This window comes from Pelagerythrobacter marensis (assembly GCF_001028625.1).
GTDB lineage: Bacteria > Pseudomonadota > Alphaproteobacteria > Sphingomonadales > Sphingomonadaceae > Pelagerythrobacter > Pelagerythrobacter marensis.
In genome coordinates this window covers 2,400,141-2,419,496 of the sequence record NZ_CP011805.1, presented here as the reverse complement: position 1 = coordinate 2,419,496, position 19,356 = coordinate 2,400,141, and the positions used below count along the sequence as shown (strand labels likewise).

Below are 19,356 nucleotides of genomic sequence, written 5' to 3'. Positions count from 1 at the left end.
CCCTAGCAAGTCATTCGCGGCGGAACAATTCTTCCTGCCGCGGCGCGGTTTCTTCCGCCGCAGCGGAAGGCCGCTTCGCTGCCCTGGGCCTGGCCGCTTGACCCTTTGCTGAACCGGAGGGGGCGACATTCAGCACCCCGTCCGCGAATTCGAGCGCCAGCGACGGTTTCGCGGCGGCGGCGGAACGCGAGCGCACCAGTTGGCCGCTGGCGTCCTTCACCAGCACGAAACCGCGCGCCAGCGGCGCCTTGGGGTCGAGCGAGAGATGGACGCGTTCGAGCGCCCCGAACCGCTCTCGCTCGCGCTGGAGGCGGAGAGTCGCCAGCAGGGGGGTAAGCCGCTGGCCTTCCAAACGTTCGCGCGCGTCGCGCAGGCCGCGTTGAAGCACGGTTGGCGACAAACGCAGTTCGGACAGCTGTTCGCGCCCTCGCCCTGCCCGGTCCGCCAGCCCGCGCCGCAAACGCTCCGCCAGCTCGTCCACCTTTTGCGCCTGCGGCTGAAGCAATGCATCGGGCCGGGGCAGACGCTGTGCCCGCGCATCCAGCCGTTCGCGCCCCATTGCCACCGGGCGCAGAATGGCCCGGCGCTTGCGGGCGGCATAATCGGCCACTGCCGCCGCCAGCTCACCCCGCACGGGAACCGCCATCTCCGCCGCTGCAGTGGGTGTGGGGGCGCGGCGATCGGCCGCATGGTCGGCCAGCGTGGTGTCGGTTTCGTGCCCGACCGCGGAAATCACCGGGATCGAGCTGTCGGCAATCGCGCGAACGACGGCTTCTTCGTTAAACGCCCACAGATCCTCGATCGAACCGCCGCCCCGCGCCACGATCAGCAGATCCGGCCGCGGCACGGCGCCCGCCGGATCGAGCGCGCCGAACCCGCGGACCGCCGCCGCCACCTGTTCCGCCGCGCCCTGCCCCTGGACCAGCACCGGCCAGACGACGACATGGCTCGGGAACCGGTCCGCCAGACGGTGCAGGATATCGCGAATCACCGCCCCCGTAGGGCTCGTGACCACACCGATGGTGCGGGGAAGGAACGGAATGGCGCGCTTGCGCTCCGGCGCGAAGAGCCCTTCTGCCGCCAGCCTTGCGCGGGTTTTTTCCAGCAGCGCGAGCAGCGCACCTTCGCCGGCAATTTCGAGGCTGTCGATGACAATCTGATATTTCGAGCGGCCAGGATAAGTGGTCAGCTTGCCGGATGCGACGACTTCCACCCCGTCTTCCGGCGCAAATGTCAGCCGCTGGGCGGTGCCGCGCCACATGACCCCATCGATCACCGCAGCTTCATCCTTCAGGCACAGGTAGACGTGGCCCGAAGCGGCGCGCTTGACGCCGGAAAGCTCGCCGCGCAGGCGCACGAAACCGAAACGTTCTTCCACCGTTCGCTTGAGAAGGTTGGAAACCTCGCTAATCGAAAGCGGCTCGGCGTTGTCCCCCCGGCGCTGGCGCGCTACCAGCCCGCCACTGCCATCGTCTCTGCCACCATCGTCGAAATCTGGAGCGGCCATGAATATCCTTCTGCTGGGCTCGGGCGGGCGCGAACATGCGCTGGCGTGGAAGCTGGCGCAATCCCGCCTTCTCTCGCGCACCGAGGATAAGTTCTACGCCGCCCCCGGCAACCCCGGCATCGCGCAGCACGCCACTTGCGTCGCGCTGGATACCGCCGATCACGGCGCGGTTATCGCATTCTGCGACGAACATCGCATCGGGCTGGTGGTCGTGGGGCCCGAGGCACCGCTGGTCGACGGGCTGGCCGATTCGCTGCGCGCCGAAGGCATTTCGGTCTTCGGCCCGTCGAAAGCGGCCGCCCAGCTCGAAGGCAGCAAGGGTTTCACCAAGGATCTGTGCGAGCGCGCGGGAATCCCCACCGCCGGATATGTTCGGACCGCGTCCCTGGCCGAAGCGACCGGCGCGCTCGACCGCTTTGCCGCGCCTTACGTGCTCAAGGCCGACGGCCTCGCCGCGGGCAAGGGCGTGGTGATCGCGCAGACCCGCGAGGAGGCCGAGACCGCGCTCGCCGACATGTTCGGCGGCCAGTTCGGCGCGGCCGGCGCCGAAGTGGTGATCGAGGAATTCCTCGAAGGCGAGGAAGCCAGCTTCTTCGCGCTGACCGACGGGGCGACGATCCTGCCCTGCGGCACCGCGCAGGATCACAAGCGGGTGGGCGACGGCGATACAGGGCCCAATACCGGCGGCATGGGCGCCTACAGCCCGGCAAAGGTGCTCAGCCCCACGCTCCACGGCGAGGTTCTCAAACGCATCATCGCGCCGACCGTGCGCGCGATGGCGGACGAGGGAATGCCCTACTCAGGCGTGCTCTACGCCGGCCTCATGCTCACCGAAGACGGGCCCAAGCTGATCGAATACAACGCACGCTTCGGCGATCCGGAGTGTCAGGTTCTGATGATGCGGATGCAAAGCGATCTGGGCGAACTGATGCTGGCCTGCGCCGAAAACCGCCTCGGCACTTGCGATCCGGTGCAGCGCTCGCCCCGGACGGCACTGACCGTGGTCATGGCCGCCAATGGCTACCCCGCTACGCCCGAGAAAGGCGGCACGATCGATCTGGCGGATGCCGAAGCCGGCGGCGCGAAAGTGTTCCACGCAGGGACCCGGCACAGCGGTGACGCTCTCGTGGCGAATGGCGGCCGCGTGCTCAACGTCACCGCGATGGGCGACAGCGTGACCGAAGCGCAGGCAGCCGCCTATGCCGCTGTCGACGCGATCGATTTCCCGAGCGGCTTCTGCCGCCGCGACATCGGCTGGCGCGAGATGGAGCGCGAGCGCAAAGGCGGCTGAAACCGGCTGGCGCGTTCGCTCAGCCCAGCTTTTCATCCATCAGGCGGGTCAGGTCGGCTTCGGTCCGCGCGCCGTAGTGCGAGATGATCTCGCACGCGGCAATGGCACCGCGGCGCAGACATGTTTCCAGCGGTTCGTCGCGAACGTAACCATAAAGGAACCCGGCGGCGAACAGGTCGCCCGCACCAGTGGTGTCGACCACCTTGTCGATCGGTTCGGCCGGCACTTCGGCCCGCGCCCCGTCGTGCACCGCGACCGCGCCGTCCGAACTGCGCGTAACCACCAGGGTCGGCACCTTGTCGCGAAGCGCGGCAATGCCGGCCTCCAGCGTGTCTTCCCCCGTCAATGCGGCCAGTTCGAGGTGATTGGCGAAGAGAATGTCGATCAGTCCATCGTCGATCAGGGCGCGAAAATCGTCGCCGTGGCGTTCGATCACAAAGACTTCGGACAGGGTAAAGGCAACCTTGCGTCCAGCCGCCCGCGCAGCCTCGATCGCTCTCCGCATCGCGGCTCGCGGCTCTTCCGGGTCCCATAGGTACCCTTCGAGATAAAGAATCTTCGCCGCCGCGACCGCTTCGGCATCGAGCGTGGAAGGGGGCAGGAACTGGCTGGCGCCGAGGAACGTGTTCATCGTGCGCTGCGCGTCAGGCGTCACGAAAATCAGGCACCGCGCGGTGGACGGCTCCTCCTGCCGCGCCGGCGTATCGAAATCGATCCCGACCGCGCGAATATCGTGCGCGAACACGGCCCCGAGCTGATCGTCGGCAACCTGGCCGATGAAAGCGCACTGCGCGCCCAGTGCGGAAAGACCGGCAAGAGTGTTTGCCGCCGAACCGCCCGAAATCTCGCGTGCAGGGCCCATCGCCGAATAAAGCTCTTCCGCGCGCGCGGCATCGACCAGCGTCATCCCGCCCTTGTTCAGGCCAAGCTCGTCCAGCAATTCCTCGCTGCAGGGAGCCATGACGTCGACGATGGCATTGCCGATGGCGATCACGTCGTAACGGGGTTCGTTCGTCTGCTGGTTCACGTGTGGTCCTGAAAAGCCGCAAGGTAGAGCCTGCGCCTAGCCGCTGGCAGCCCTCGCGCCAAGGGCGCGCCGCGGGATTGTGATTGACTTGTTGCTGCGCGCCGCCCCATTTCCCCCGGCAAGATGTTCGCGCTCCCCTCCGCCCTCGGCCGCGCCGCTGGCCAATTGGCCGATCCGGCGATCCTGCGCGTTCTGGCCAAGTCGATCGCGATCACGCTGGCGCTGTTCGTCGCAGCCGGCATCGCGGCCGGTTTCGCGATCGATTTCGCGCTGGACCGGTGGGACATTGCCGGCAGCGAAGGAATGGGCGCGCTGGTCGCACTGTTGCTCACACTGGTGGGAGGCTGGCTGCTGTTCCGCCTGGTCGCACTGGCGGTGCTGCAATTCTTCGCCGACGAAATCGTCGCAGCAGTGGAAGCCCGGCACTATCCCGATGCGCGGGCAAGCGCGCAAACCCTTCCCTGGCGCCGGGAACTGGCCGCAAGTGTGCGCGCCACATTTCGCGCCGTGATTGCCAACCTGATCGCCCTGCTGCTCGCCATTCCGCTGGTTTTCACCGCAATCGGTCCGGCCATAGTCTTCTGGGCGGTCAACGCCTGGTTGCTGGGGCGCGAACTGCAGGACCTCGCCTGGGCGCGCCATCGCCCCTCGTCCGCCGGCGCCGCCAATCCCCTCCCCGCAATCGAACGGTTTCTTCTGGGCGGCACGATCGCAGGCCTGATGGCCGTGCCGTTCGTCAATCTTCTCGCGCCCGTTCTGGGGGCAGCCGCCGCAGTACACCTCGTCCACCGCCGCAAGGAAATATCCGTTGCCGTCGCCAGTTCTTCCTAGATTCCTCGTTTTTGCCATCCTGCCGATGGTGGGCGCGTGCGCCACTGTTCCGCCCCCTTCCCCCGGCGCACCACAACCGACGCGCCCCGATTCCACACGCCCCGCCCCGCCCCCGACCCGGCCGACTGCCCCCCCGCCATCCACTGGCTTTCGCGCACCGCGCGTGATGGACCTGCCGGGGCTGGAGGGGGTTATCGGCGCCGATGCCGATGCCCTGCAGCGAACCTTCGGGACCGCGCGGCTCGACGTGTGGGAAGGCGACGCGCGCAAGCTGCAATTTTCCGGCGAAGCCTGTGTGCTCGACGTCTATCTCTACCCGCTACGACCCGGGGCGGAGCCGACTGCGACCTATGTCGATACGCGGCGCTCTTCCGACGGGTTCGACGTCGATCGGGCAGCCTGCGTCGCGGCATTGCGGCGCAGATAGGCGGTGGACGGAGGGGCGAAGTAACCCGCCCTTAACGAAATCAGGCCGAAACTCGCATGGTCCCGAACGAAAGGACCGACGCGATGACCATCGGGTTTACCGAGCTGGCACGCTCCGCCGCGGCGGCCGGCGAGATCACGCCGCAGACGCTGATCGCGCTGCGCCAGATGGGCTGGAGCGACGGCACGATCGGTCGACTGGAAGCCGAATCGCTGCTGATGCTCAATCGCGCGCTGGATCGACCGAGCGGCGACTGGGTCGACTTCTTCGTCGATGCTCTGTGCGAATTCGTCCTGGATACCGGCGAATCCGCAGAAACCTGTGATGAATGCGAGGTGCACTGGCTGATCGGTATGATCGAGACCGGCGGTTCACCGATCACGATGGCCGAGCTGGAGTTGCTGGTTCGCCTGGTCGAGCGCGCGGGCGATGCCCCCGACAGCCTGCGGCTCTATGCCCTGAAGCAGATACAGCTCGCGGTACTGGACGGGATCGGCCCCACCCGTTTGGGCAAGAGCGACGATCCATGCCACATTACCGGCGCCGAATGCCGCATCGTGCGGCGAATTCTGCTCGGTTCCGGCAATGGACCGACGGTCGCGCCTTCACCGCAGATATGCAGCGTCCTCGACCAAATCGACCGCGCCACCGACCCGCAGGCCGATTCGCCCGAATGGCCGCTGCTGCTGGACGATATTGCGCGACTGCGCGCTAGACCATGAAGCTTTCGCCGCAGCCGCAGGCGCCCTTGGCATTGGGGTTTTCGAACACGAAGCCGGCGGTGAAATCGTCCTCGCGCCAGTCCATCGTGCTGCCGATCAGGTAGAGCACGCTCGCGCCATCGATATAGAAGATGCCACCAGGCGTTTCGATCTTCTCGTCGAACGCCTGTTCCTCGCTCACATAGTCGACCGAATAGGCAAGGCCCGAACACCCGCGACGCGGAGTGGACAGCTTGACTCCCACCGCATCTTCCGGGGCCTGGGCCATGAGATCGGCAATGCGCTTCTCCGCCGCCGCCGTCAGGACGACCGCGGCCTTGGGCGCGGGGCGGGTTTTCGTATCGGCCATCACAGCATCCCCAGTTCGAGGCGGGCCTCGTCGGTCATCTTGTCCGGCCCCCAGGGCGGGTCCCAGACCAGGTTGACTTCGGCATCGCGCACGCCGGGCACGCTGGCCGCGCGCAGTTCCACTTCGCCCGGCATCGTTTCGGCGACCGGGCAATGCGGCGTGGTCAGCGTCATCGTAACCACGACCCCGCCCTCGTCATCGACATCGACCCCGTAAATCAGCCCGAGATCGTAGATGTTGACCGGGATTTCCGGGTCGTAGATTTCCTTCAGCGCGGCAACGACGGCCTCGTACAGTTCGCCGCCCGGTGCCCCGTCGGGGACATTTTCCGGCTTCTTCTGCAGGAACCCTTCCAGGTAATCGCGCTTGCGCGTCATCGTGTCGCGCGCGGTTTCGGTCCCGGCGCCTTCCCGAGGGGCGTCGTCGGCCGCATCCTCCACCCGTGCGCGGGGCGGCTTCTCGACCGCCTCGAAAGGCGTCGGGGCGGCGACGTAGTCTCTTTTCTTCTCGTTCGCTTCGGTCATCCGAAGATCCTCCTGGTGCGATCGATCCCGCGCAACAGCGCGTCGAGGTCGTCCTCATGCGAATAGAGGCCGAAACTCGCGCGCGCGGTGGCCGGTACGCCGAGATGGGCCATCAGCGGCTGCGCGCAATGATGCCCGGCGCGGATCGCGACGTTTTCTTCATCCAATATGGTGCCCAGATCGTGCGGGTGAACCCCATGCATTGCGAAACTGACGATTCCGGCACTGTCCGCCGGGCCGAACAGGGTGACATCGTTCATGCCCCGCAGGGCCTCGCGCAGGCGCCCCACCAACGCGCATTCGTGCGCGTGGATGCGCGCTAGGCCGATCCGTTCGACATAGTCGCAAGCCGCGGCGAAACCGATCGCCTCCACGATGGCCGGCGTTCCCGCCTCAAACCGCTGCGGCGGCGGCGCGTAAGTCGTGCCGTCGAACGCCACTTTCTCGATCATCGAACCGCCACCCTGCCACGGGGGCATGGCGTCGAGCAGTTCGGCCCGCGCCCACAGCGCGCCGATGCCCGTCGGCCCGTACAGCTTGTGCGCGCTGAAGGCATAGAAATCGCAGCCGAGCGCCGCCACGTCGACCGGCAGGCGCGGCACGGCCTGGCACCCGTCGATCAGCAGCTTCGCCCCCACCGAATGCGCCAGGGCGGCGGCGCGCCCCACATCCAGCGTCGAGCCGAGGACATTGGACACATGGGCGAAGGCGACCATCGTATGCTCGCGCGTCAGCATGGCCTCGGCCGCGTCGAGATCGATCGCGCCGTCTTCGGTCAACGGGCAGACATCGACCTGCCAGCCCGCAAGCTGCCAGGGAACGATGTTGGAATGATGCTCCAGCGTGGAGAGGAGCACGCGCCCCTTGTCGGGCCAGGAATAGGCGACGAGGTTGATCGCCTCGGTCGCGCCGCGGGTGAAGACGAGTTCGTCTTCCTGCCCCCCGATGAAGGCGGCCACGCGCCGTCGCGCCGCCTCGTAACCCAGCGTCATTTCGGCGGAGCGCGAATAGACCCCGCGATGGACGGTGGCGTAATCCGCGCCGATCGCGCGCGACACGGCGTCGATCACTGCCTGCGGTTTCTGCGCGGTGGCGGCGGTGTCGAGGTAATGCCACGGCGCGCCCCCGCGCGCGCGCAGGCCGGGAAAATCCTCGCGCACCCGGGCGATATCGAGAGTCGCCGTCACGCTCACAGATGCTTGTCCAGCTTGGCCAGCGCGATGCCCATCATGCGCTCGCGCGCCGCATCGTCGTCCAGCGCAACGAAAGCATCGCCGATGAAGGCCTGGACCAACAGCCGACGCGAAAGCTCGGGCGAGAGACCGCGTGCGGCCATGTAATACCGCGCCATTTCGTCCATCTGGCCCACGCTCGCCCCGTGTGCGCACTTCACGTCGTCGGCGAAGATCTCCAGCTGGGGGACGGCGTTCACGCTCGCGCCCTTTTCCAGCAGCAGACCCTTGAAACTCTGCGCGGCATCGGTCTTCTGCGCGTCGCGCACGACATCGATATTGCCCAGGAAATTGCCGGTTCCCCGGCCCCAGTGGACCGAGCGGATCACCTGGTTGCTGGTTGCGCCGGGTTCGGCATGGACCACGCGAGTGACGAATTCGCGCACCGTCTCGCGCCCGCCCAGCGTGACTCCGCCGAGTTCGAAATGCGCGCCTTCGGCCAGCCGCACCTCGATCTCGATCCGGCCCAGTTCGGCAGCGGCGATGACGGCGAACAGCTCGCACCGCGCGCCCGCGCCCAGTGTGACGCGCAGACGGCGTAGCTCACTCGCGCCGGTCCCGGGCCCGTCTTCGATCGTCAGGCATTCGCGAAAGGTATCGCCCGCCGGCACGTCGATTACGCGCCAGTCGTCGAGATCGACGCCGCCGAGCGCCTCGACCGCCGAATAGCGCCAGGCTTCGTCCTTGCGGGTGGGCAGGGTGGTGGTGGCGTTCATGATCGCCCTCCTTCTTCGGTCAGCAGGCGCGCAATAGCTTCGTCCTGGTAACGGTCCATGCAGGGGCGCGCGGTCGCCATCAGGCGGTCGAACGCGAGACGGCGTTCGCCTGCCGCCATGGGCGATGCCATCAGCTGGTCGATTTCGCCCTGCATCGGGCGGGCGCAGGTCAGCATGGCACCGCAGCGGATCGCATCGAGCCGGCGATCGCCCGTGCTGGTGCGCGTGCGGCAGACCAGTCGCCCGTCTGCACGCGCGACGCTGCCCTTCCACCCCTTCAGCTTGGCCGCGGCGCTCTGGGCATCGAGCGGAGCGGGCTGCGGGGCAGAAGGTCGGGCTGCCGGCTGGGCCTGCAATCCACTGGCCGCGAGCAGGAGAGGCAATGCAAGCAGCTTCATGCCGCGACGGCCTCGTACCCCTCGGCCTCCAGCCGCTTTGCCAGGTCGGCATCGCCGGTCTTCACGATCCGGCCCTTGCTCAGGACATGGACATAGTCCGGCTTCACGTAATCGAGCAGCCGCTGGTAGTGCGTGATCAGCAGCACGCCCTTGTCCGGCGCGCGCATGATCGCGTTGATCCCTTCGCCCACCACGCGCAGCGCATCGATGTCGAGCCCGCTGTCGGTTTCGTCGAGCACGGCGAGGACGGGGTCGAGGATGCCCATCTGAACCATTTCGGCGCGCTTCTTCTCGCCGCCCGAGAAGCCGACGTTCACGTGCCGCTTGAGCATGTCCATGTCGAGCTTGAGCAGCGCCGCCTTGTCTTTCGCGAGCTTGAGGAACTCGCCGCCGGTCAGCGGTTCTTCCCCGCGCGCCTTGCGCTGGGAATTGAGCGCTTCGCGCAGGAACTGGACGTTGGACACGCCGGGAATCTCAACCGGGTACTGGAAGCCGAGGAACATGCCGGCAGCGGCGCGTTCGTGCGGCTCCAGCTCCAGCAGGTCCTGCCCGTTGAAGGTCACCGATCCTGCGGTAACTTCGTAGCCGGGCCGGCCGCCGAGCACATAGGCAAGCGTCGACTTGCCCGCGCCGTTGGGGCCCATGATCGCGTGGACCTCTCCCGCTCCCACTTCGAGGGTCAGGCCGTTGAGGATCTGCGTGCCGTCGATTTCGGCGTGGAGGTTTTCGATTTTCAGCATCAGTCTTTCCGGGGCTTGCGCGGCGGACCGTTGCCCGCGCGGTCGTAGCGCGGCTTGGCCTGCCGGGGATTGTTGGCGTTGTGCTGGCGGCGCGCCTCGCTCTTGTCGGCAATGCGCATGCGCATCCCGGCGGTGATCCGGGCCAGGACATCGTCGATGTTTTCGAGCACGTCCTTCGCCGCGATATGCATGACGCGCACGCCGACGGCCTCGAGGCTCTTGTCACGGCGGCGGGCGAGCGTCTCGTCCGCGCCATCTTCGTCGATGATGATCGCCATGCCGAGATTGTGGCAGTTGAAATCGACGATCGCACTGCCAACCACAGCGAAACGCTTGAAGGTATAGCGCCCGAGATCGGCCTTGCTGAATCGCTCGGCCAGCATCGTATGCGCCTCGGACGGAAAGCGCCGCATCTCGCGCGCCTGCTCATGCAGCACGTCGAGCCGCTTCTCCGAGATTTCCCAGCCGCGCCCCTTCTTCTTGAGGGCGGGGGCGGCATCGGCCTCGGAAGGATCGCGGAGTTGAAGCGTTTTGCGGTCGGTCATCGACCAGATCCTCCGCCCACGAAAAAATGAGACACGTCACCCTGAACTTGTTTCAGGGTCCATTCCTCCGATTGCTCCGCCGGTGCGGGCTGACGGGTGGATGCTGAAACGAGTTCAGCATGACGATGGTGGTGGGAGGTGATCGCGATCATCCGACCGATCCTTCGAGGCTGATGGCCAGCAGTTTCTGCGCCTCGACCGCGAACTCCATCGGCAGTTCCTTCAGCACCTCGCGCGCGAAGCCGTTGACGATCAGGGCCACCGCCTCTTCCTCGCCCAGCCCGCGCTGCATGGCGTAGAACATCTGGTCATCGCTGATCTTGCTGGTCGTCGCCTCGTGCTCGATCTGGGCGCTGGGGTTCTTCACCTCGATATAGGGCACGGTATGCGCGCCGCACTTGTCGCCCAGCAGCAGGCTGTCGCACTGGGTGAAATTGCGCACCCCTTCGGCATTGGGGCCGACGCGCACGAGGCCGCGATAAGTATTGTTGCTCTTACCCGCGCTGATACCTTTGGAGATGATCGTGGAACGGCTGCCCTTGCCGTTGTGGATCATCTTGGTGCCGGTATCGGCCTGCTGGTAATTGTTGGTGACGGCGACCGAGTAGAATTCGCCCACGCTGTCTTCGCCGTTGAGCACGCAGGATGGGTACTTCCACGTCACCGCAGAGCCGGTTTCGACCTGAGTCCAGCTGATCTTGCTCCGCGCGCCCTGGCACAGGCCGCGCTTGGTGACGAAATTGTAGATCCCGCCCTTGCCCTCGGCATTGCCGGGATACCAGTTCTGCACGGTCGAATACTTAATCTCCGCATCGTCCATCGCGACCAGTTCCACCACCGCGGCATGAAGCTGGTTTTCGTCGCGCATCGGCGCGGTGCAGCCTTCGAGGTAGCTGACATAGCTGCCCTTCTCGGCCACGATCAGCGTGCGCTCGAACTGGCCGGTATTCTCGGCATTGATGCGGAAATAGGTGGAAAGCTCCATCGGGCAGCGCACCCCTTCGGGGATGTAGACAAAGGTGCCGTCGGAAAAGACCGCGCAGTTGAGCGTGGCGAAATAGTTGTCGCGCTGGGGCACGACCTTGCCCAGCCATTTCTTGACCAGCTCGGGATGTTCGCGGATCGCCTCGCTGATCGAGAGGAAGATCACGCCCGCTTTCTGCAGCTCCTCGCGGAAAGTCGTCGCGACCGAAACGCTGTCGAACACGGCATCGACGGCGACCTTGCGCGCGCCCTTGACCCCGGCGAGCACTTCCTGCTCCGCCAGCGGGATGCCAAGCTTGTCGTAGACCGACTTGATCTCGGGATCGAGTTCGTCGAGTGAATCGAGCTGCGGCTTCTTCTTCGGCTCGGCGTAGTAGTAGGCGTCCTGATAATCGATCGGCGGATAGCCAACCTTGGCCCAATCGGGCTCTGCCATGTCCTGCCACAGGCGAAAGGCCTTGAGCCGCCATTCGAGCATCCATTCCGGCTCGCGCTTCTTGGCGCTGATGAACCGGACCGTGTCCTCGTTCAGGCCCTTGGGCGCGAACTCGGTGTCGATGTCGGAATGCCAGCCGAATTCGTACTCGGCCGCTTTCGCCGCGGCCTCGCGGGCCTCGCGGTCCTGGATGTCGATATTGTCGTTCATGCAGATGTTCCGGATAGAGTGTTTTCGCGAGCCGCCGTCGCCTGCCCGGCAGCACCCGCCGATACGGGGCCGGAGGCAAGCTGCGTCAGCGGAATGCCGGCGAGCGCGCCGCGCAGGGCGGCGTTGACGATCGGCCAGTGCGGCTTGACGCTGCAGGTATGGTCAACCGCGCAATCGTCGCCCTCGACACACTGGGTCAGCGCAATCGGGCCTTCGACCGCCTCGATAATGTCTGCCAGCGTGATCGCCGCCGCGGGCCGCGCGAGCTGCAACCCGCCGCCGGCGCCCCGGACGGAACGTAAAAGCCCGGCGGCCGAAAGCCGGCTGACCAGCTTGGCGACCGTCGGTGCCGGCAGGCCGGTTTCGACCGCCAGCTCGGCCGCGCTCGTGCGCTCGCCGCCGCAATGGCGTGCGGCGGCGCTCATCGTCACGACGGCATAGTCGGCCAGGTTGGACAGTCGCATCGGCAAATCAGACCTTTTCGTTCCGATTTGCACGTATGGGCCGCTGTGGCGGTTTTCAACGGAAAACCGCCAGTTGCGAGTCGTTAGCGAGTGGCGGGCCCCGGCCCTGCCGGCTCAGGTCTCCTTCTGCGATGCGACCCAGGCCTCGACGTTCTCCTCCATGATCGAAAGCGGGACCGGCCCGCTCTTCAGGATCGCATCGTGGAATCCGCGAATATCGAATCGCTCGCCCAGTTCAGCGCGAGCGTTCTCGCGCAGTTCCATGATCTTGAGCTTGCCGATCATGTAGGCGGTCGCCTGGCCCGGATAGACGGCATAGCGTTCGATCGCCTTGCGAATATCGCCATCGGGATTGGGCGTGTTCTCGGTCAGATAGGCGATCGCCTCCTCCCGGCTCCAGCGCTTGTGGTGCAGGCCGGTATCGACAACTAGTCGACAGGCTCTCCACAGTTCCATCCCCAGCCGGCCGAAATCGGAATAGGGATCGGTGTAGAAACCCATGTCCTTGCCCAGTTCCTCGGCATAGAGGCCCCAGCCTTCGGAATAGGCGGTAACGCCGCCGAACCGGCGGAACGCGGGCACGTCGCCCAGCTGCGTCTGGATCGACAGCTGGAGGTGATGGCCAGGCAGCCCCTCGTGGTAGAACAGGGCCTCCAGCTCGTTCCGGCTCATATCCTTTAGGTTGTAGAGATTGACGTAATAGGTGCCGGGGCGCGAGCCGTCGGGCGCGGGGCGCGAATAGAACGCCTTGCCCGCGCTCTTTTCGCGGAAGGCCTCGACCGGTTTCACCACCATCGGATCGGTCGGCAGGGTGGCGAAGAATTCGGGCAGCACGCGCTCGATCGCGCCCCGGTGCTTCTCCACATCGGCCAGATATTCCTCGCGCGTTTCGTAATAGAACCGCGGATCGGTGCGGGCATGCTCGAAGAATTCCTGCAGCGTCCCTTCGAATCCGACCTGGTCCATGATCGCGCGCATCTCGCCATGGATGCGGGCCACATTGTCGAGACCGATCTGATGGATCTCGTCAGCCGTGAGATCGGTGGTGGTGTAGTTCTTCAGCAGCGCGGCATAGTATTGCGCCCCATGCTCGAAGCGCCATACGCCGTCATCGGTCGGCGCCGTCGGCTGCTGGCGGCGCATTTCCGCGAGCAGGCGCTGGTACGCCGGGCGGGCCGAACCGTCCCAGGCCCGATGCGCCTGAGCGACCAGGTCCGCGCTCTCGGCCGCCGGCAGGTCCAGCGCGGCCACCTTGCTTTCGAAGTCTTCCAGCACGGCGTTGTCGGCGTCGGCGCCCAGCAGGTTCTCGATATCGGAAATCACGTAGGGATAGACCCAGTCGGGCGGCATGACCCCCTTGGCCGCCCGTTCGCGCGATTCGGCAACGAGGGTGTCGAGCACCGGGCCGAGCCCCTTGATCCGGCTGATATAGTTGCGCGCCTGTTCCACATCCGAAACGGAATGGATATTGATGAGGAAGGCGGGCAGATCGCTCTGCGCGCCGTTCATCTGGTCGAAAATGTATCCGTAGTCGCGAAAGGGGAACAGCGCGGCACGGCGATCGGCCAGGGCATCGAACAGCCGATAGCTGAGCCCATCCTGCGGGGGCAGGGCGGCGGGGTCGAAGTTCTCGCGCATCGTTGCAGCCGTGGTTTGCAACAGGCGATGTTGGCGAAGCTCGGCCGCGTCGCTGAAATCGCCCCATTCGCCGTAATCTTCGTCGCGAATGCCGCGATAGGCCTTCGACAGCGGCGAGAGCGCGAGCTGCGCTTCGTCATATGCTTCGAACAGCGCGTTGATCCCCGCCTCAGGCTGCGGCATCGCCGCTTCCGGTGCAGGCGTGACGGCTTTCTGCGCTACCGTGCCGCCGGCAAGGGCCAATGCGGTTACCGAAGCCCCGAGAAATCCCAGCCGTTTCATCATTCTGCGCTCTCCAACATTGTTCCAGTTCGGTGGAGCTTGTGCCGCGAATTGCGAAAGCTGGCCAGAGGAGACGAAAAAAGGACGGCCTCCCGCTGGGGAAGCCGTCCCTGAAAGGCAAGGAGCCTCGCACATCGCTGTGCCCAGCCCCTTCGGGTCGCGGTGCCCGGGTAGACAAATCGGCGATGAAAGATTGTATGTATGCGACAACCATGTGCGAAACTTCATTTCGCCGGACGGAGGTTGCGCTTGCCGCAAGGCCGGTCGACAGCAGCATGACCGCTTGCCATAGGCTGGCGCGATGCTCTTCCGTTTTGCTCGTCCCGCGCTCTTCGCACTCGACCCCGAAGTCGCCCACCGCACCACGATTGCGGCGCTCAAGGTTTCGCCGTCGCGTCGCCCGTCATCGCCTGGCGCGCTTGCGATCGAGATCGCCGGCCTGCGATTTCCCAATCCGGTGGGGATGGCTGCCGGGTTCGACAAGGACGCGGAAGTGCCCGATGCCTTGCTGGGCCTTGGCTTCGGATCGGTCGAAGTTGGGTCGATTACCCCGCTACCCCAGCCCGGCAACCCGAAACCGCGCCTGTTCAGGCTCCCTCAGGATCGCGCCGTCATCAACCGGATGGGGTTCAACAATGGCGGCGCAGCGGCAGCAGAAGCCCGCCTGCGGCAGCGGAAGCGGCGCAGCGGCATCGTTGGGGTCAATATCGGCGCGAACAAGGATTCGACTGATCGCGTGGCGGACTATGCCCTGCTGACGCGCCGGTTTGCGCCGGTTGCCGATTATCTCACCGTAAATATCTCCAGCCCTAATACGCCGGGCTTGCGCGCATTGCAGGACGAAGGTGCGCTGATTGCCCTGCTCGATGCCGTGCTGGAAGCACGCCCGATGGACGGGCCGCCAGTCTTTCTCAAAGTCGCGCCCGATCTTGAACCGACCGATGTCGACGCCATCGCCCGGATCGCGCTTGAGAAGCGGCTCGGTGGCCTGATCGTTTCCAACACCACCATTTCGCGCCCACCGTTATCCTCGCGCGATGCGGGCGAGGGGGGCGGCCTTTCGGGCGCGCCGCTGCGCGATCTGGCCCAGACCCGGCTGCGCGACTTTCGCCGGGCGACGGGTGGCGCAATCCCACTGATCGGGGTGGGAGGGATCGGCAGTGCCGAGGACGCGTGGGCCCGCATTCGCGCCGGCGCCAGTATGATCCAGCTTTACAGCGCAATGGTGTACGAAGGGCCTGGCCTGGCACGCCGCATAGTCCGGGGATTGGAAGAGCTTATGCGGCGCGATGGGTTTGCGACACTTGCCGATGCGGTCGGGAGCGAATAGCCCGAACGGCATGATCCGCCACACTCTCCTCCCGCTCGCCGCCGCGCTGTCTCTCGCAGGATGCGCGACTTATTCCTCCGTCGATGCCAGCCCAGCCGCATCCAGTACGGCCTCATCCAGTACGGTTTCTGCCGGTACCGTCAGCGCGGCCGATCCCAGGGCTGAGGAAGCCGGCATGGCCATGCTGCGCCAGGGCGGAAGCGCAACCGACGCGGCGATCGCGACGATGCTGGCGCTGACGGTCGTCGAACCACAAAGCTCCGGCATAGGCGGGGGCGGCTTCCTCGTGCGCGGCACTGCCGAAGGTGGCGTGGAAACGTTTGACGGGCGCGAAACGGCCCCTGCCGGGGCGACGCCGGACTGGTTTCTCGACCCCAATGGCGAAGTGCCGCCGTTTGCCGAGTCGATAAAAAGCGGCCTCAGCGTCGGGGTGCCGGGGAATGTGGCTCTGGCCGCAATGGCCCACGAACGGCACGGCACGCTTGCATGGGCTACCCTGTTCGAACCCGCCATCGCGCTCGCACGGGAAGGCTTCCGCATCACGCCGCGTCTCAACCGATCGTTGGCCGGAACCACCGATCGTGCCGGCTGGACCGAAAGCGGGCGGAAATTGTTCTTTGACAGCGACGGCCAACCCCTTCCACCCGGCCATCTGGTGGTGAACGAGGAACTCGCCCAGACACTGGAAGCTATTGCCGCAGGCGGGCCGGAAGTCTTCTATCGCGGTGAAATTGCGGACAAGCTGGCAAAAGTCGTCGCGGCAGAGACACCGCGCGAGGGCGCGATGCGCACAGCCGACCTTGCATCCTATGAAGCAAAATCCCGCGACGCCGTTTGCGGCGCTTATCGCGGCTATCGCATATGCGGCATGGGCCCGCCGACTTCGGGCGGCATTGCCGTGTTGCAGATTCTCGGCCAGCTCGAACGCTTCGATCTGGCCGCACTCGGCGCCGAAAATCCGGTAACCTGGCATCTGTTCGTCGAATCGCAGCGCCTCGCCTATGCCGATCGCGAACTCTATCTTGCGGATGAGGACTTCGTGCCCGTGCCCGTCGCCGGGCTGATTGATGCGGATTATATCGCGCGGCGCAGCGCGCTGATCGATCCCCAATCGGCAATGCCTTCGGTCGAAGCCGGCGTGCCGGCCGGCGCATCTGTCGCACTCGCCGACGGCGACGAGCCCGAAGAGCGCGGAACATCGCATTTCGCCGTGGTCGATGCGCGCAACACGATGGTCAGCTACACCTCCACCGTCGAAAGCGCGTTCGGCTCGGGCCTGATGAGCGGCGGGTTCTTTCTGAACAATGAAATGACCGATTTCAGCCGATCGCCGCATATCGATGGCAAGCCGGTCGCGAACCGGGTCGAACCGGGCAAGCGGCCGCGCAGCTCGATGGCGCCGATGGTCGTCTGGGACCCCGAGGGGCGCCCCCTGCTGGCAATCGGCGCAGCCGGTGGCAGCACGATACCGGTTCAGACGGCACGCAGTATCATCGGCGTGATCGACTTCGGGCTGGACGCGGAAGACGCGCTCGCCATGCCCTTCGCAATGGCATACGGCGATGCCGTGTTGGTCGAGCAGGGAACCTGGCTGGAAGGCGCAATCCCGCAGCTGAAAGCGATCGGACATGCTAAAGTCGGCGCGCGCAAAGTCGGCCTGAAAGCCAATGCCGTGCTGAACCGCAATGGGCGCTGGATCGGCGCGCGCGATCCGCGGATCGAAGCGCAGATCGTCGTCCCCTGACGCAGGAACGGCCAGCAGGATTGCGCATTCACGCCAAACAGCACACGCTTGCTGGCATGGCACGAGGCGCGTAATCGTTGGCAACCGGCCATCGACGAAGCCGGACACGGGATCAGGAGCCGAGACACTTGCAATTGTCCGACATCGATTCGGCGAACAACCTCGTCGAACTGTTTCTCAATCGCGCCGACGCCAAGGGCGACGCGACCTTTCTGGGCGTCAAGCGGGACGGGGCCTGGCAAACCATATCCTGGCGCGAAGCGGCGGAAACCATCTGTATCCTGGCGGAAAACCTGCGCGCTCTGGGCCTGGAAGATGGCGACCGGGTCATGCTCGTTTCGGAAAACCGCCCCGAATGGTGCATTGCCGATCTGGCCATCATGGCCGCCGGCTGCGTAACGGTTCCGGCCTATGTGACCAATACCGAGCGCGATCATGTCCATATTCTCGACAATTCGGGTGCCCGCGCGGTTATCGTATCGACCGACAAGCTGTCGCAGCCGCTGTTGCCGGCCATCATGCGCACCGGGATCGCCGAACATCTGATTCCCATCGACACTATTCGCCAGTATCAGTCGGGCAGCCTGACCTGCCACGCCTGGTCGGATATGACCCGGGGCGACCCGGCCGCTGCGCGCGCGGCAGTGGAGGCGCGGATCGCATCGATCGGCCGCGCAGACACGGCGTGCATCATCTATACCAGCGGAACGGGCGGTGCCCCGCGCGGGGTGCTACAGCATCACGGCGCAATCATGTGCAACGTGGCAGGGGCGGCGGAAATCCTGGCTAGCGATTTTGGCCTGGACGCGGACGACCGCTTTCTCTCGTTCCTGCCGCTCAGCCATGCGTACGAACACACCGGCGGCCAATGCCTGCCGATCGCCGTCGGGGCCGAGATCTTCTATGCCGAAGGGCTGGAGAAGCTGGCGAGCAATATCGAGGAAACGCGCCCGACGATCATGGTCGTCGTGCCCCGCCTGTTCGAGGTTCTGCGTCAGCGGATCATGAAGCAGATCGACAAGCAGGGCGGGGCCGCCAAGGCGCTGATGGACCGTGCGCTTGCCCTGGGCCAGCGCAAGGCCGAAGGGCGCTATCGCCTGGGCGACAAGACGCTGAACTTCGTGCTTGAGCGACTTCTCCGCCCGAAAATTCGCCGCCGTTTCGGCGGGCGGATCAAGGCGATGGTTTCGGGCGGCGCGCCGCTCAACCCCGAAGTCGGGGTGTTCTTCGATGCAATGGGCCTGACGATGCTGCAGGGTTATGGCCAGACCGAAGCCGGTCCGGTCATCGCCTGCAATCGCCCGCGCGCGGGGATCGCGATGCATACTGTCGGGCCGCCGCTTCGCGGTGTGGAAATCGCCATTGCCGAAGACGGCGAGATTCTCTGCCGGGGCGAACTGGTGATGCACGGATACTGGCAGAACAGGGCGGAGACGGAGCGCGCGCTGCAGAACGGCTGGCTGCACACCGGCGATATCGGCCATCTCGACGACAAGGGCCGGATCGTGATCACCGATCGCAAGAAGGACATGATCGTCAACGACAAGGGCGACAACGTCGCGCCGCAGAAGCTTGAAGGGATGCTGACGCTACGCCCGGAAATCGCCCAGGCAATGGTCAGTGGCGACAAGCGGCCTTACGTGGTCGGCCTGATCGTTCCCGATGCAGAATGGGCGCTCGAATGGGCCCGTACGAATGATGAGAAATTCAACCTGAAGGCCTTGCAGGACTTGCCCGCTTTCCGCAGCGCAATCCGCACGGTGATCGACGAAGTGAACCGGGATCTGTCGGTGATCGAGAAGATCCGGCAGTTCGCCTTCGCGGACGAGCCCTTCACGATCGAAAACGAGGAAATGACGCCTTCGTTGAAAATTCGCCGGCACAAGATCCGCGAGCGGTACGGCCAGCGGCTCGATGCGCTCTATCGCAGCTGAAGCGAAAATCGGCTGCGAACCTTTG

At 65.5% G+C, this 19,356-nt stretch carries 20 protein-coding genes; 7 read left to right on the top strand and 13 right to left on the bottom strand.

The genetic code is table 11. The annotated features are described in order from the left end of the window. Nucleotides 1–10: 10 nt before the first annotated feature. Entirely contained in the window at nucleotides 11–1,507 is a 1,497-nt protein-coding gene (xseA, locus tag AM2010_RS11480; RefSeq protein WP_047807181.1) for an exodeoxyribonuclease VII large subunit, read from the bottom strand. Between xseA and purD the strand changes: the two genes are divergently transcribed. Then, the gene (gene purD, locus AM2010_RS11475; protein WP_047807180.1) at nucleotides 1,506–2,798 is read left to right on the top strand and encodes a phosphoribosylamine--glycine ligase; all 1,293 of its coding nucleotides are present in this window, start codon (nucleotides 1,506–1,508) and stop codon (nucleotides 2,796–2,798) included. The two genes, xseA and purD, sit on opposite strands and share 2 nt — an antisense overlap. 19 nt (nucleotides 2,799–2,817) lie before the next feature. On the opposite strand, the gene AM2010_RS11470 is transcribed toward purD, so the two are convergent. Beyond that, the gene (locus tag AM2010_RS11470) at nucleotides 2,818–3,759 is read right to left on the bottom strand and encodes an adenosine kinase (protein ID WP_082133001.1); all 942 of its coding nucleotides are present in this window, start codon (nucleotides 3,757–3,759) and stop codon (nucleotides 2,818–2,820) included. A 189-nt stretch (nucleotides 3,760–3,948) separates the two neighbouring features. On the opposite strand from AM2010_RS11470, the gene AM2010_RS11465 reads away from it, so the two are divergent. From AM2010_RS11465 to AM2010_RS11455, 3 genes are all read left to right on the top strand, one after another. Continuing rightward, nucleotides 3,949–4,656 (top strand): EI24 domain-containing protein, encoded by a 708-nt coding sequence (locus AM2010_RS11465; RefSeq protein ID WP_047807178.1) that lies wholly within the window; start codon nucleotides 3,949–3,951, stop codon nucleotides 4,654–4,656. A gap of 163 nt (nucleotides 4,657–4,819) precedes the next feature. Next, nucleotides 4,820–5,083 carry a hypothetical protein gene (locus AM2010_RS11460; protein WP_420834960.1) on the top strand — a complete coding sequence of 88 codons (264 nt, stop codon included), beginning with the start codon at nucleotides 4,820–4,822 and terminating at the stop codon, nucleotides 5,081–5,083. Nucleotides 5,084–5,166: 83 nt separating this feature from the next. Further along, nucleotides 5,167–5,805 (top strand): hypothetical protein, encoded by a 639-nt coding sequence (locus tag AM2010_RS11455; RefSeq protein WP_150115280.1) that lies wholly within the window; start codon nucleotides 5,167–5,169, stop codon nucleotides 5,803–5,805. Here the strand turns inward: AM2010_RS11455 and AM2010_RS11450 are convergent. The 11 genes from AM2010_RS11450 to AM2010_RS11405 all read right to left on the bottom strand — a co-directional run bounded on the left by AM2010_RS11450 (nucleotide 5,795) and on the right by AM2010_RS11405 (nucleotide 14,323). After that, on the bottom strand, nucleotides 5,795–6,154 hold the full coding sequence (locus AM2010_RS11450) for a HesB/IscA family protein (RefSeq protein ID WP_047807176.1): 360 nt from the start codon (nucleotides 6,152–6,154) through the stop codon (nucleotides 5,795–5,797). The genes AM2010_RS11455 and AM2010_RS11450 overlap by 11 nt on opposite strands. Next, a complete protein-coding gene (locus AM2010_RS11445; protein WP_047807175.1) occupies nucleotides 6,154–6,678 on the bottom strand; it encodes an SUF system Fe-S cluster assembly protein in 525 nt (174 codons plus the stop codon). Before AM2010_RS11445 ends, AM2010_RS11450 begins: the two co-directional genes overlap by 1 nt. Beyond that, entirely contained in the window at nucleotides 6,675–7,865 is a 1,191-nt protein-coding gene (locus AM2010_RS11440) for an aminotransferase class V-fold PLP-dependent enzyme (RefSeq protein WP_047807174.1), read from the bottom strand. Before AM2010_RS11440 ends, AM2010_RS11445 begins: the two co-directional genes overlap by 4 nt. 2 nt (nucleotides 7,866–7,867) lie before the next feature. Beyond that, nucleotides 7,868–8,626 carry a SufD family Fe-S cluster assembly protein gene (locus AM2010_RS11435; RefSeq protein WP_047807173.1) on the bottom strand — a complete coding sequence of 253 codons (759 nt, stop codon included), beginning with the start codon at nucleotides 8,624–8,626 and terminating at the stop codon, nucleotides 7,868–7,870. Next, nucleotides 8,623–9,024, bottom strand: a complete 402-nt coding sequence (locus AM2010_RS11430; protein WP_047807172.1) for a hypothetical protein — start codon at nucleotides 9,022–9,024, stop codon at nucleotides 8,623–8,625. Before AM2010_RS11430 ends, AM2010_RS11435 begins: the two co-directional genes overlap by 4 nt. After that, nucleotides 9,021–9,764, bottom strand: a complete 744-nt coding sequence (gene sufC, locus AM2010_RS11425; RefSeq protein ID WP_047807171.1) for a Fe-S cluster assembly ATPase SufC — start codon at nucleotides 9,762–9,764, stop codon at nucleotides 9,021–9,023. Before sufC ends, AM2010_RS11430 begins: the two co-directional genes overlap by 4 nt. Next, nucleotides 9,764–10,309: an endonuclease domain-containing protein gene (locus tag AM2010_RS11420; protein WP_047807170.1), complete on the bottom strand. Its 546-nt coding sequence runs from the start codon at nucleotides 10,307–10,309 to the stop codon at nucleotides 9,764–9,766. The genes sufC and AM2010_RS11420 overlap by 1 nt, the downstream gene beginning before the upstream one ends. Then, entirely contained in the window at nucleotides 10,306–10,461 is a 156-nt protein-coding gene (locus AM2010_RS14230; RefSeq protein ID WP_156178738.1) for a hypothetical protein, read from the bottom strand. The genes AM2010_RS11420 and AM2010_RS14230 overlap by 4 nt, the downstream gene beginning before the upstream one ends. Next, nucleotides 10,458–11,939: a Fe-S cluster assembly protein SufB gene (gene sufB / locus AM2010_RS11415; protein ID WP_047807169.1), complete on the bottom strand. Its 1,482-nt coding sequence runs from the start codon at nucleotides 11,937–11,939 to the stop codon at nucleotides 10,458–10,460. The genes AM2010_RS14230 and sufB overlap by 4 nt, the downstream gene beginning before the upstream one ends. Further along, nucleotides 11,936–12,403, bottom strand: a complete 468-nt coding sequence (locus AM2010_RS11410) for an SUF system Fe-S cluster assembly regulator (RefSeq protein ID WP_047807168.1) — start codon at nucleotides 12,401–12,403, stop codon at nucleotides 11,936–11,938. Before AM2010_RS11410 ends, sufB begins: the two co-directional genes overlap by 4 nt. A 114-nt stretch (nucleotides 12,404–12,517) precedes the next feature. Then, nucleotides 12,518–14,323 (bottom strand): DUF885 domain-containing protein, encoded by a 1,806-nt coding sequence (locus tag AM2010_RS11405; protein ID WP_047807937.1) that lies wholly within the window; start codon nucleotides 14,321–14,323, stop codon nucleotides 12,518–12,520. Between the two features lie 301 nt (nucleotides 14,324–14,624). Here AM2010_RS11405 and AM2010_RS11400 point away from each other — a divergent pair, with 301 nt between their 5' ends. The 3 genes from AM2010_RS11400 to AM2010_RS11390 all read left to right on the top strand — a co-directional run bounded on the left by AM2010_RS11400 (nucleotide 14,625) and on the right by AM2010_RS11390 (nucleotide 19,331). Next, nucleotides 14,625–15,653, top strand: coding sequence for a quinone-dependent dihydroorotate dehydrogenase (locus tag AM2010_RS11400; protein ID WP_047807167.1), 1,029 nt, complete (start codon nucleotides 14,625–14,627; stop codon nucleotides 15,651–15,653). A 10-nt stretch (nucleotides 15,654–15,663) separates the two neighbouring features. After that, the gene (ggt, locus tag AM2010_RS11395; RefSeq protein WP_047807166.1) at nucleotides 15,664–17,397 is read left to right on the top strand and encodes a gamma-glutamyltransferase; all 1,734 of its coding nucleotides are present in this window, start codon (nucleotides 15,664–15,666) and stop codon (nucleotides 17,395–17,397) included. A 128-nt stretch (nucleotides 17,398–17,525) separates the two neighbouring features. Continuing rightward, nucleotides 17,526–19,331, top strand: coding sequence for an AMP-dependent synthetase/ligase (locus AM2010_RS11390; protein ID WP_047807165.1), 1,806 nt, complete (start codon nucleotides 17,526–17,528; stop codon nucleotides 19,329–19,331). The last annotated feature ends 25 nt before the right edge of the window (nucleotides 19,332–19,356 follow it).